The sequence below is a fragment of the Catellatospora sichuanensis genome, from assembly GCF_007483665.1.
Taxonomy (GTDB): Bacteria; Actinomycetota; Actinomycetes; order Mycobacteriales; family Micromonosporaceae; genus Catellatospora; species Catellatospora sichuanensis.
This window is the reverse complement of record NZ_VIQO01000046.1, coordinates 1-13431: the sequence shown is the minus strand read 5'-3', so window position 1 is coordinate 13431 and position 13431 is coordinate 1. Positions and strand designations below refer to the sequence as shown.

General features: G+C 68.2%; 8 protein-coding genes. 3 read left to right on the top strand and 5 right to left on the bottom strand.

Annotated features, from left to right (window positions below; translation table 11 throughout):
• Positions 1-87: 87 nt before the first annotated feature.
• From FLL47_RS39770 to FLL47_RS39755, 4 genes are all read right to left on the bottom strand, one after another.
• Positions 88-2784 carry a ricin-type beta-trefoil lectin domain protein gene (locus FLL47_RS39770; protein WP_144127859.1) on the bottom strand — a complete coding sequence of 899 codons (2697 nt, stop codon included), beginning with the start codon at positions 2782-2784 and terminating at the stop codon, positions 88-90.
• Between the two features lie 23 nt (positions 2785-2807).
• Positions 2808-4163, bottom strand: coding sequence for an extracellular catalytic domain type 1 short-chain-length polyhydroxyalkanoate depolymerase (locus FLL47_RS39765; protein WP_144127858.1), 1356 nt, complete (start codon positions 4161-4163; stop codon positions 2808-2810).
• Between the two features lie 45 nt (positions 4164-4208).
• Positions 4209-6026, bottom strand: coding sequence for a family 43 glycosylhydrolase (locus tag FLL47_RS39760; protein WP_222106410.1), 1818 nt, complete (start codon positions 6024-6026; stop codon positions 4209-4211).
• 71 nt (positions 6027-6097) lie between these two features.
• Positions 6098-7390, bottom strand: coding sequence for an RICIN domain-containing protein (locus FLL47_RS39755; RefSeq protein WP_144127917.1), 1293 nt, complete (start codon positions 7388-7390; stop codon positions 6098-6100).
• 1164 nt (positions 7391-8554) lie between these two features.
• On the opposite strand from FLL47_RS39755, the gene FLL47_RS39750 reads away from it, so the two are divergent.
• Positions 8555-10195 (top strand): glycoside hydrolase family 27 protein, encoded by a 1641-nt coding sequence (locus tag FLL47_RS39750; RefSeq protein ID WP_144127857.1) that lies wholly within the window; start codon positions 8555-8557, stop codon positions 10193-10195.
• A gap of 172 nt (positions 10196-10367) precedes the next feature.
• Here FLL47_RS39750 and FLL47_RS39745 read toward each other — a convergent pair whose 3' ends face one another.
• Positions 10368-10988 carry a TetR/AcrR family transcriptional regulator gene (locus FLL47_RS39745; RefSeq protein WP_246159292.1) on the bottom strand — a complete coding sequence of 207 codons (621 nt, stop codon included), beginning with the start codon at positions 10986-10988 and terminating at the stop codon, positions 10368-10370.
• 61 nt (positions 10989-11049) lie between these two features.
• On the opposite strand from FLL47_RS39745, the gene FLL47_RS39740 reads away from it, so the two are divergent.
• Entirely contained in the window at positions 11050-12228 is a 1179-nt protein-coding gene (locus FLL47_RS39740) for an FAD-dependent monooxygenase (RefSeq protein ID WP_246159291.1), read from the top strand.
• A 405-nt stretch (positions 12229-12633) separates the two neighbouring features.
• Positions 12634-13431: non-reducing end alpha-L-arabinofuranosidase family hydrolase (locus FLL47_RS39735; protein ID WP_186316202.1), on the top strand; the 798-nt coding region annotated here is incomplete at its 3' end.

Genomic DNA, 13431 nt, shown 5'->3' with positions numbered 1-13431 from the left:
GGAAACCTCTACCTCACGAGCACCCGGTCGCCGACCGGGCTTCCGCCAGAAGTGAGCGCAAGCCCGGTCGGCGACTGCTGTGACCGGTCAGTTGCGCAAGCTCCACTGCTGGTTCGTGCCGCTGTTGCACGACCACAGCACGATCCTGGTGCCGTTGGCGGTCGCCGCGCCCGTGGCGTCCGCGCACAGCCCGGACTGGACGTTCGAGATGGTGCCGTTGGCGTTGAGGTTCCACTGCTGGTTGAGTCCGCCATGGCAGTCCCAGATCACGACCGCGGTGCCGTTGGCCGTGCCGGCCCCGGACGCGTCCAGGCACTTGTTGCCGTACACCGTCAGCTGTTTGCCGCTGGTGTAGGTCCACCGCTGGTTCGTGCCGCCGTGGCAGTCCCACAGCTGCGCCTGGCTGCCGTTGGCGGTCGCGTTGCCGGGCACGTCGATGCAGCGGCCCGATTGGCCGCCCACGATCTGGACGTTCTGCTGGCCGCCGCCGCCACCACTCTGCTGCCGGACGATCGACTTCGACTCCGCTGACCGGATGCCTTGCGCATCCACGACGTAGAGCCGGTAGTCACCCGGCGACGTCGGAACGGCGATGGTGGTCGCGGTGCCGCCGGCACGGGTCATCGTCGGGCCGGCGACGAAGGCGGTGGTGCCGGAGGGAGCCAGCCAGAGGGACCTGGTCGCGTCGCCGGTGCTGCGGACCGGGATCGACGACCCGGCGCTGCTGACGAACGTGCTGGCCGGTAGCACGTAGTCGGGCATCGAGAGGTTGGCCTGCGGGATGATGCCCCGGTAGGCGTCCTCAAGTCCGGAGTTGACGGCGATGCCGTAGGCGGCCGCCGGCCAGACATAGTCGGACGAGACGAGGATGTCCTGGACCGTGCTGTTCGGCAGGTTCTTGTTGGAGACCTTGTTGATCGGGCCGTATGTCTGCGTGATGCTCAGGTCGTGCTTGCGGCCGAAGTCGTCGGAGTTGATGAGCCACGTGACGTTCTTGTCCACGCTCAGCACGTTGTCGCGGAACGTCATGTACGCCGAGCCCTCGTCGGGGTGCAGGCCGTACTTGTGGCCGGACGGAACGCCCTGCAGGTAGTTGCTGGTGATGGTGGTCCCAGGCTGGCTGCCCAGGGTGTAGACGGGCGCCGTGTCACTGAGGCGCTGCACCGTGTCGATGATGTGGTTGAAGCTGATGTTGTTGTTCTTCGCGGTCGTCGTCGGCCGGTTGGGTGTGATCGAGCCCGACGAGCCGTCGAAGTTCCACCATCCCCAGCCCATCGTGATGCCCGACCACGGCGTCTTCTCGATCCGGTTGCGCTGCACCGTGAGGGTGTCGGCGAAGTACGCCGAGATGGGGCTGTGCCCGTTGAACAGCACCGCGCTGTCGTAGAGGTAGTTGTTCCTGATCTCGATGTTCTTCGGCAGTCCCTCGGCCTGCACGGAGTACTTCTCGCGATTGGTCGACGTGTGGTCGCCGATGAAGACGTGCTGCGGATGGCCCACGGTGATGGCGGTTCCGGCCACGTCGTTGGTGAAGTTTCCCACCAGCTGGGTGTTCTGCACATCGTTCACCATGCTGATGCCGTCGGCGCCGGTGTGCTGGATCTTGTTGCGCTGCAGCACGATTCCGTCGGCGTTCTGGATGTCGATGATGCCGGGAGTGACGTCGACATTGCGGTAGTAGTAGACGTGGAAGTTGCCCTTGGCGTAGGCGATGGCGCCCAGGTTGCCCTGCTGCGCCTGCTTGAACGCCGAGCCGGCCACGTTGAACAGGTTCCAGTCCGAATGCTGCACCGTGAGGCCCGACAAGGTGATGTTGCGCGCGTGGCTGCCGGTGGAGGTGCCGGCGATGCGCAGCGCCGTGGTCACGTTGTTCGGCGCGAAGACCGTCGCGGTCGCCATGTTCTCGGAGCTGCTCTTGTAGTAGTACAAGGTCCGGCTGGTCTTGTCGAAGTGGAACTCGCCGGGGGTGTCCAGGAACTCGTAGGCGTTCATGACCTTGTGAGAGCCGCCGACCTGCGCATTGCCGTTGAACGCGCCCTGGGCGATGGCCGCGCCCGGCTGCTGGAACAGCGCCACCCGGTTGCTGCCGTCGGTCGTCACCTGGCGGACCCCGACGATGGCCGTGGTCCAGGTCGTGCCCGTCTCGATCTCGATGTCATCCTGGTTGCGGGCAATGGCGGGAAAATCCGCCGCGCTGTATCTGGCCCCGTCGCACTGCGACCCCGACTCCCAGGCCCACGACGCCTGCCCGGCGGTGACGTTGTACGTGCCGTGGCATCCCGCCGAGCTGATCGTCTTGGCGGCCATGAATGCCCGCTTGTCGTTGACGTAGAGCGCACGCAGCTTGTTGGCGCGGTCGAGCGGGGCTTTCCAGATGTTCCCGCTGTGCTGGGTCCATCCGGTCACCTGCACCCCGCCGTCGAGGACCGGCGTCTCGTTGGCGTATGCGGCATAGACGACCCGGTAGCCGTTGGTGCCGGAGTCACCGGCCCCGAACTCGATGGCGCTGCTCACCGGGTACCTGCCGCCGCGAAGATACACGTAGATGTCGCCGGTCATACTCGCGTTCACGGTGCGGACGGCGTCCCGCGCGCGCTGCACGGTTCGCCACGGTGCCGTGATGGTTCCCGGGTTGGCGTCGTTGCCGTCGGGGGCGACGTAGTAGGTCGCCTGGGTCGCGGCCGACGCCGGCGACTGGTAGGCGACGGTGGTCGCCAGCGCGGCGGAGATGAACACCGCGCCCGCCAACAGCGATCTTCCCACGATCGAAAGAGCTGGTCTCACGTGTTGTCCTTCCGATTGTCGGCTCAGTTCCGTATGGTCCATTGCTGGTTGGTGCCGCCGTGGCAGCCCCAAAGCTGGATCCTGGTGCCGTTGGCGGTGCCGGCGCCCGCCGCGTCGAGGCAGAGCCCCGACTGCACGCCGGTGATGGTGCCGTTGGTGTTGAGGTTCCACTGCTGATTGGACTGGCCGCTGCAGTCCCAGATGATCACGGCGGTGCCGTTGGCCGTGCCGCGGCCGCTGGCGTCCAGGCACTTACCGGCGATGGTCAGCTGCCGGTTCGAGGTGTACGTCCACCGTTGCGAGGCACCGCCCCAGCAGTCGTACAACTGCATCCGGGTGCCGTTGGCGGTCGCGCCGTTGGGATCGTCGAGGCAGCGGCCTGAGCCGGTTCCGACGATCATCACGTTGCTGCGGCTCGGCGCCGGGCTGCTGGGCGGTGGGCTGCTGGGCGGTGCGCCGCCGTCCAGGCCGAGAAAGGAGACCGCGTAGGCGAGCATCCCCACCTGCGGGAGCGTGTGCCCCGTGCCGGAGATGCTCACCGCCTCAACGGTGGCCTGCGTGCCGGTGCTGCCGTACCGGGTCCGGGTCCAGCTCGCCTGCGGATGGTCGGTGTGGGCCGGCGTCTGGTTCAGGCCGTTGAGCTGGGTCCACTGCTTGATCTCTTCGTTGAAGTTCGGATAGGCCAGCGTGGTGTCCGTGGTCCCGTGCCACAGCTGCATGCGCGGGTACCGGCCGGTGTAGCCCGGATACATGGCACGCGCGACATCCGCCCACTGCTGCGGCGTCCTGCTGATGTTGCCGCTGGAGCACTGGCTGTTCCACAGTGAGCCGTCACCGGTGGCGAAGCATCCGGCGGGCACGCCCGAGAACGCCGAGGCTGCCGCGAAGACGTCCGGGTACTCGGCCGCCAGGACGTTGGCCATCATGGCCCCGGAGGAGAAGCCGCTCACCACGATCCGGGCCGGATCGACGTTGTAGCGCGTGCGTGCCCAGCTGACCATCGACATGATGCCGGTGGAGTCGCCGCCGCCGTCACGGCGCAGCGCCTGCGACGTGGAGACGTCGAAGCAGTGTCCGGACCGGGTGGCCTCCGGCAGGACGATGACGTAGCCGTGCCGGTCCGCTGCGGTGGCGAAGTCGCGGCCGTTGCCGCCGAATATCGCCGATGCCGATCCGCTGCAGTAGTGGACCAGTACCAGCAGCGCGGGGCGCGATGCGGTCGTGTCCGGCGCGTACACGTACATGTTGAGGTTGGTCGGGTTGTTGCCGAAGTTTGCCACCTGCGTCAGCGTCGCGGCTGACGCAGGTGGGGCCGCCACGGCGACAAAACCCAGGGTGACCAGCACGGCGGCCGCCGCCGCGGCGAGTGTGCGTTTCATGAGCAGCTCCTTGTCCGCCACGGGGCGAGGACGTGCCGTGTGTCGTCAGCGAGGGGTGAAGTCCTGGTTGGTGCCGGGCGCGTTCTTGCACTGCCACTGATCGAGCTGCTGGCCGACGGTGCTGTTGGCGCCGTACACGTCCAGGCACAGTCCGCTGTTCTGGTTCCGGAACGAGTACGAGCCGTCGGACTGCCGGACCGGCAGCCACAGGCTGTTCGCCGCGCTGTTGGGCACCTGCTGGATGATGTTGAGGACTCCGGCGGCAGTAGAGCTGTTGGCGACCGCCACGTCGTAGCCCGAATGCTGGGCCTGCAGTCGGCCATAGCCGCCCGAGACCGGTACGAACTGGAACTTCTGGCTGTTCTGCCCGCTGCAGGTCCCCTGGACGATCGCCGCACCGGCGGCGGTGGACATGCCGCTCACATCCACGCACAGGCCGTTGTTGCCGATGACGAGCTGGCGGTAGCCGGTCGGGTACCCGGTGGCCTGGCCGGTGGTGAACTGCCACCAGTTCACGTTGAACAGGTATCCGCTGCCGCCCGTGAAGCGCAGGTACAGGTCGTGGGTGCCGGTCGCGCCGGTCACCGCGCACGACACCGTGGTCCAGGTCTGCCAGCCGCCGGTGCCCGGCACGGTGCAGGTCGCGACAGTCGTTCCGGTCGCGCTGTCCACCCGCGCCTCGATTCGGCCGCCGCTTGCTCCCGAGGCCACCCTGGCCGTGAACGAACTGGCACCGGCCCCGAACGCCACTCCCTTGACCTTGATGTAGTCGCCGTTGTCGATCCAGCCGACGTTCATCCCGCCCTCGCCCGCGGGCTCGGTTTCGATGCCGCTGCCCCAGGCGACGGTCTCCGCCTCCTGGCGTACATAGGGGTCGAGCGTGCCGACCTGCGGCGCACCGGCGGCCGTCATGTTGATCGTCGGGATGGTGCCGTCGCTGCTGTAGCTGAACTTCTCCACCGCCACCGACCGGGTGAAGCCACCGCCGCCGGGCAGCGCGCCGTTGTGGTAGAAGAAGTACGAGCCGCCGTTGAAGTCGATGACACCGGCGTGATTGGTGAAGCTGCCGCCCTGGGTGGGCATGATGGTGCCGCGATACGTCCACGGCCCGGTCGGGCCGGGCGAGGTGGAGTAGGCGATGAACTCAGAGCAGCACTTCGCCGCGTACACCATGTAGTAGAGGTTGTTGCGCTTGTAGACCCACGGTCCTTCCTCGTACAGGGTCGGCCGGTTCGCGTCTCCGCTGCGGCTGCCGAATCCCGCGGTGGTCAGCGATATCTGGGTCGGGCTGCCCGAGTACGAGATCATGTCGGCGTTGAGCCGCACGTACCATAGGCGCGGGTTGCCGTAGTACAGGTACGCCTGGCCGTCGGTGTCGATGAAGACGGTCGGGTCGATCTCAGCGTTCTGGATCAGCGGACGGCCGAGCGCGTCGCGGAACGGTCCGGTCGGGCTGTCCGCGACCGCGACCCCGATGGCGTTCGACCCGTTGGCCATCCGCACCGGCACGTACCAGTAGAACTTGCCGTTGCGGTAGACGGCCTGTCCTGCCCAGGCGTCGGAGCTGGCCCAGCTGAACGTCGCCAGGTTCATCGGCGATCCGTGGTCTGTCCAGTTCACCATGTCCGACGACGACCAGACGCGCCAGTCGCGCATCGTGAAGTAGGTCGAGCCGTCCTCGTCGTGTCCGGTGTACAGGTAGACCCGGCCGTTGTGGACCAGCGGCGCGGGGTCGGCGGTGTACACGTGTTGCACGATCGGGTTGTCCGCGAGGGCCGTACGCGGAACCGATGCCGCCAGGCATGAGAGGCCCACCGCCAGGGCGAGCAGACGCGTCGACGTCCGCCGCAATGTGAATGCCACTGTGCTACTCCGTCATCTGAAAGGAGGTGAGGCGGTGGCGGCGGCCCGTGCCGCCGCCACCGGTCAGGCGATCAGTTGCGCAGGGTCCACTGCTGGTTGGCGCCGCCGTGGCAGCTCCACAGCTGGATCTTCGTCCCGTTGGCGGTTCCCTGACCGCTGACGTCGAGGCACAGGCCCGACTGGACGCCGGTGATCGTTCCGTTGGAGTTCACATTCCACTGCTGGTTGGCCTGCCCGTTGCAGTCCCAGATGATCACGGCCGTGCCGTTGCTGGTGCCGTTGGCGTTGGCGTCCAGGCACTTGTTGCCGTACACCGTCAGCTGCCGGCTCGCGCTGTGGGTCCAGCGCTGGTTGGTCCCGCCATGGCAGTCCCAGAGCTGCAGCTGGGTGCCGTTCGCCGTGCCGGAATTGGGCACGTCGACGCAGCGGCCCGACTGCTGGCTCACCATCAGCACGTTCGACTGGCCAGGTGCGGGGCTGCTCGGCGGCGGGGAGCTCGGCGGCGGGTTGGTCCCGAACTGCGAGAGGAACCGCCAGGCCTCCCCCTTGCTCCAGGTCCTGACGCCGTCCTCACAGCCGGGGCACCCGTCCACCGGCGCCGGGCCGTGGCCGCCGTCGAAGGCGGCCCACTGCACCGGGTACCCGGCGCGGCACGAGTATGTGGTCGTGATGTGCCTGCCGCTGCCCGCAGCCGGTTCGGGGGCGTTCTGCGCGGCGCAGCCGTTGTTGCTCAGGAACCTGTCCCGCAGCGACCGGCCCTGCGAGATGTTGAGCACGTTGTCGGAGATGCCGTGGATGCCGAAGTAGGCGATCGGCTGGCTGCCGCCGCTGCAACCGGACAACTGCGCGCCCGAGTAGGCAACGACGGCCCGGAAGGTGGTCGCCCGGGCACAGGCGATGGCGTAGCTCATCCCACCGCCGTAGCTGAACCCCATGGCGAACAGCTGGGTGGTGTCGACGCACAGATCGTTCTCGATCATCCGGACCATGTCGTCGGTGAAGGTCAGGTCCGCACCGTTGGTGTTGGCCCAGCCGTTGCCGAGTCCCTGCGGGGCGACCAGGATCGCGCTGTTGTTCGACTGCTCCTGCATGCCGTAGTAGGACCAGGTGCTCCCGCTGGTTCCCCCCGAGGAGACATCGTTCATGGTGCCTCCGCGCCAGTGGTAGGCGAAGATCAGCCGGTAGGGCCGGGTGTTGCTGTAGCCGTCGGGGATCCGCAGGATGAAACTTCGGTTCTGGCCGCTGCTCTGGATGGTGTGGGTTCCGTTGCGCAACGTCGGGGCCTTGCCGCATCCCGCGGTCGTCGCGGCGAACGCGGACGGGCCGGTGAGCGCGGTCACCGCCAGGGCTCCGGCAACGACCATGGTGACCGTGCCGAGTGCGGCCAGCCACCGGTGACGCCGGCTTCGTAGGTGGACTTTTGTCACGATGCTGTCTCCTTGCTGGGGAGCGAGGCGGCACTGCCGCGGCCGCGACTGGGGCACTCCGACAGCACCACCGGACCGCCGTACCCCGGGCGGGGAAGCGGTTGGTCGACGTGTCGGCAGGTGGAGCCGATCGGAATGTTCAGGTCAGTAGCGCGACCGCGGGTGGCCCGGCGTTCTTTCACCGTGCGGCGGCGTTGACCCGTGCTCGGCCCTCTGCCCCGGGCCATGTCCCATGGGGACAGCGCCACGGTAACGACATATCACGTCACATGTCAACGACCGCCGTCGATTGCCGGCACTGCGCCGGGAACGGCCTGATCAGTTCCTGTTCACTACCAGGGCGGGCCCGGCTCGACGACGCGACTAAGGTCGGATTTTTACCGCGAAACGCATCGCGTACACATCATATGACTTAGCGTTGCGCCCGCAGATGTGGGGCCAGCGTGCGGGTAGCGGACGAGTCGCCGCCCGGCTTCTGGTCGCCCGTCTTGGTGCTCGATCTTCTTATCGCTCTTCGCTCAGGACGGCCCGCAGGCCGGAGGATCAGATCTCGATCGGGACACCGTTGTGCCAGCTTCACCGAGCGTCCACATTGTTACCGATCACACACTTGTCGGTCCGTTGGATCGTGTTGGTCGATGGTGGTTTAGTAACGGTTGAGTCGCAACGGAATCCCACCACGCACCTCGGCCCAACCGATCCGCCGCAGCTGCAGGCGGGGCGCCCGCACCACTCATTCGCAGGTAACCAGGGTCGGGACCATCGGTTCGGGCCAGCATCGCGCCGCGAACCAGTTCGGTCACTCGAAATCTTTCGGCAACATCTTGACGTATTTCGATGTTATCGGTCACAGTCTAGGACGACGCCTTGCGGCTGCCCGCACCGCACCGGGCGTACAGCACATTTACACCCTCACGCTCTGCCCTGTCCGGACAGAGCGCCCGCCTGCGAGGCCGCCCCTGGCGTTCCCGCCCAGCGAGCACCTCGCCGCGGCCACCCACCGGCCGCAACACGACGACCCGCCGGGCCAGGCTCACGCGGACCGGCGGCCACTCCACCACACCGCTCCTGCCCTGCCCGAACCACTCCCGAGGAGAAGCCATGAACCGTCCCCTCCGCAGGCATCGCCTGACCACCGCCCTGACCGCAGCACTGCTGCTGATCTCGGCCGCGCTCGCCCTGCAGGCCCCCGCCGCGCATGCCCTCGACAACGGCGTCGCCCGCACGCCCCCGATGGGCTGGAACTCCTGGAACACCTTCGGCTGCAACATCAACGAAACCTTGATCCGCCAGCACGCCGACGCGATCGTCAGCAGCGGCATGCGCGAGCTCGGCTACCAGTACGTCGTGGTCGACGACTGCTGGTTCAACCCCAACCGCGACTCAGCCGGCAACCTGCAGGGCGACCCCACCAGGTTCCCCAGCGGCATGAAGGCGCTCGGCGACTACCTGCACAGCCGCGGTCTCAAGTTCGGCCTCTACCAGGTGCCCGTGGACAAGACCTGTGCCCAGTACTTCGGCGCGTATCCGGGCGCCACCGGCAGCCAGGGACACGAGGTCCAGGACGCCAGGCAGTTCGCCGCCTGGGGCGTCGACTTCCTCAAGTACGACTGGTGCTCACCCAACGGCACCATCGACCAGCAGGTGACGACCTTCGCCAAGATGCGCGACGCGCTCGCCGCCTCCGGCCGCCAGATCGTCTACAGCATCAACCCCAACAGCATCCACGCCAAGACCGGACCTCTGCGCAACTGGGGCGACGTGGCCAACATGTGGCGGACCACCGAGGACATCACCAACGCGTGGAACACCGGGCAGACCAACGGTTACCCGATGGGCATCCAGAACATCGTGGACGTCACCGTTCCGCTGGCCTCCTACGCCCGGCCCGGCCAGTTCAACGACCCCGACATGATGGAGGTCGGCAGAGGCGGCATGACCGACACCGAGATGCGCAGCCACTTCGCGCTCTGGGCCGTCATGGCGTCGCCGCTGATCGCCGGCAACGACCTGCGCTCCATGTCCACGGCGACGCAGACCATCCTCAAGAACTCGCACCTGATCGCCATCAACCAGGATTCCCTGGGCCTGCAGGCCACGCAGGTCTCCAACGACGGCACGCGGCGCGTGCTCGCCAAGAGGCTCGCCAACGGCGACGTCGCGGTCGCCCTGTTCAACCAGGGATCCACGACCACCACGGTTTCCACGACGGCCGCAGCCGCCGGCAAGACCGGCACGTCCTTCACGCTCCTGGACGCGTGGACGAGCACCACCAGCTCCACGAGCGGAGCCATCTCCGCCAGCGTCCCGGCGCACGGCACTGTGGTGTACCGGGTCAGCGGCGGCGGCACCACTCCCGCACCGACGACGTCCACGCTGGTGAGCACGTCCTCCGGGCGCTGCCTGGACGTCCCGCAGAGCAACACCGCCAACGGCACCCAGCCCGTCATCTGGGACTGCAACGGCCAGAACAACCAGCAGTGGGCTGTCAACGGGGCGGCCCTGCAGGCACTGGGCAAGTGCCTCGACGCACCGCTCAATGCCACAGCAGGCGCCAAGGTACAGCTCTGGGACTGCAACGGCGGCGCCAACCAGCAGTGGAACCTGAACTCCGACGGCACGGTCGCCAGCCGCCAGTCGGGCCTGTGCGTCGACGTCAACGGCAACGCCACCGCGAACGGCACCTTGGTCATCCTGTGGACCTGCACCGGAGCGGCGAACCAACGCTGGACCCGGCGCTAGCCCGCGCTGCGCAACGGCTGATCGGCGGCCCTCGACACTCATCGAGCGCCGTCATACGTCATATGTCGGTGCCACAGGATCCGCAACAGCGGTCCGAAGGTGTACCGCCGGGGCATGCAGCGCGCGTGCCCCGGCGGGCCAAGGCGCCGGAACCGGCTCAGCCGTGGACGCGTTATCCGGACATGGCGCGCAGCAGCGCCCTTACGGCGCGAGTCAGGTCCGTCCTGCTTTCGGCCGTGCCGGGCGGCGGGGCGGTGAGCGCGCCCGCGCCCGCGAGGCGGTCGAACAGCAACCCGTCGACGCAGGCCACGAAGTGGTCGCCGGCCCGGTCGGGATCGCGGGCTCCGGCTGCCGCCAGCAGTGCGCGGGCCTGAGCGCGGGAGGCGGCGCCGTGGCCGAGGATGTCGCGCAGTTCGGGGTGGTGGGTGGCTTCGAGCAGGCATGCATACCGGGCCAGGGACCGGTCGCGGCCGGTGGTGAGCCAGGCGTCGATCACGGCGGCTATCCCGGCCGCGAGCCCGTCCAGGTCCGCGGGGGTGAAGCGCCGATCGTGCGGGTACGCCGGAGCCTGGTCGGCGGGCAGGTCGCGCGCTTCGAGATCGGCCCGGTCGAGGTCGGCCAGCCGTTGCACGAGTGCCTCGATCAGGGCTTTACGGGTGCGGTAGTAGGCCGAGGTCGTGCCGGTGGGCAGCCCGGCGCGGGCGTCGACGGCACGGTGGGTGAGCCCGCGCATACCCTGCTCGGCGACGAGCGCGATGGCGGCGTCGGTGATGACGGTGTACCGGCTTACCACGTGGTCCCTCGCATTCTCCGTGTGTAGTATCGCGCTTCTACAGCTGTAGAAAGAGGTGGGCGTGGACGCGATCGTCATCGGCGCTGGGATCGGCGGACTGTGCGCGGCGATCGGCCTGCGCCGACGCGGCTGGCAGGTCACCGTGCTGGAGCGGGCTCCGCAGTTCGCCGAGGTCGGCGCGGGCATCACCCTGATGGCCAACGGCCTGCGCGGTCTCGACGCGCTCGGCGTCGGCGACGCGGTCCGGGCCGCCGGCGCGGCCGACGCACCCGGCGGCACCCGCGACGCCGACGGACGCTGGATCTCGCGTATCGACGGCGACGCGATGACCCGCCTGCTGGGCACCGCCGCGCTCGGCATCCACCGGGCGGACCTGCACGCGGCCCTGCGCACCCAACTGCCGGCCGACTGCCTGATCACCGGCGCCGAGGTGGTGGAGCTCGCACCCGGCCCGCGGCCACGGGTGGCCTACCGTCACCGCGACGAGCGGGTCACCCGCGACGCCGCCCTGATCGTCGGCGCCGACGGCCTGCACAGCGTCGTGCGCGCCCGGCTGTTCCCCGGCCATCCCGGACCCGTCTACTGCGGCTCGACCGCCTGGCGCGGAGTCACGACCGCGCCCTGGAACGGCGAGCGCGCGGCCGCGATCACGTGGGGGCCGGGCGCGGAATTCGGCATGGTGCCGCTCGGCGGCGGCCGCGTCTACTGGTACGCCGCGATCAACGCCCCCGAGAACCAGCACGTCGACGACGAGGCCGCCGCGGTGCGGGCACGGTTCGGCCGTTGGCACGCGCCGATTCCCGCTCTGCTCGACGCCACCGATCCCGCTGCGGTGATCCGCACCGACCTGCGGCACCTCGCCACGCCGCTGCCGTCGTACGCACAAGGGGCGGTCGTGCTGCTCGGCGACGCCGCGCACGCCATGACGCCGTTCCTCGGCCAGGGCGCCAACCAGGCCATCGAGGACGCCGCGGTGCTCGCCGCGGTCTGCGGGCCCGGCGACGACGTGCCGGCAGCGCTCGCCGAGTACGACCGGCTGCGCCGCCCCCGCTCGCAGCAGGTCGCCCGCGCAGCGGCGCAGATCGGGCGGATCGGTCAGCAGCTGAGCAATCCACTGGCCGTGGGGCTGCGCAACACACTGATGCGGCTCACCCCGCCGCAGATGGCACTGCGGTCGATGGCCCGCTGGGCCGACTGGCGCCCGCCCGCGGCTCGGCCAGCGGCTGGTCGTCCTGTGTGACGGCCGGCCGGCTCTCGCCCTGTGGGTTGCCAAGGGTGCCGTCTCTTCATGCCGGTCCATTCCCTGCATGCGACCGGCGCGCGATGGGCGCCATGACACCTTCCCCGACAATACTTTGCGGATACCAACGAATTCAGCGCGCGAAAATGTGTTATCGGACCCGGTCATAAACAGTCGCAGTCAACACCATCCGCATTAGCAGAAGTCGGCGGGCATCCACAAGCAGCCCGCATGACCTGGCACAACTGTTGACCGATCTCGACCTCGGCCGATGGATCGGCATTAGATCGACGCTCGTCCTTGTACATCTGGGAGCGCTCCCGTAACATCTCCGACACGATTGTTGGCAGTCACCGGAAACTGCTCCAGGAATGCGCTGGCCGACTACTCGTCAGGAGTGTGCCAATGGCAAAACCGAGATCAATCATTGTCAGTCTGGTGTCGGCCGGCGTCGCGTTGCTGACGTCGGTGACGGCCCTCGTGGCGTTGCCCGCCCGTGCCGCAGCCGCGGGCTGTGCGGTGAACTACGCCGTGTCATCGCAGTGGTCAGGCGGATTCGGCGCCAACGTGTCGGTCACCAACCTGGGCGATCCACTCACCGCATGGACGTTGACGTGGTCATTCAGCACCGGGCAGACGGTCACGCAGGCGTGGAACACGTCGCTCACGCAGAGCGGCTCGGCGGTGACCGCGAACAACATGAGTTACAACGGGTCCGTCCCGACCAACGCCATGGTGTCGTTCGGGTTCAACGGATCCTGGACGGGCAGCAATCCGGCGCCGTCGAGTTTCGCCCTGAACGGCGTGACGTGCACCGGCGGCGTGACACCGACGACCTCGCCGAGCGCGTCGCCGTCCACCAGCCCCTCGGCGCCGCCGTCGCCGTCAGCATCACCGTCGCCGCCCAGCACGTGCGCTCTTCCCTCGAGCTACCGCTGGACGTCGACGGGCGTGCTGGCGACCCCGAAGTCGGGCTGGGTCTCGCTCAAGGACTTCACCACCGCCCCCTACAACGGCAGGCAGCTCGTCTACGCCACCACGCACGACAACGGATCGACCTGGGGCTCGATGAACTTCAGCCTGCTCACCAACTGGTCCGACATGGCCTCGGCCAGCCAGAACACCATGTCGTCCGCCACCGTCGCACCATCGCTGTTCTACTTCGCCCCCCGCAACATCTGGGTACTCGCCTACCAGTGGGGC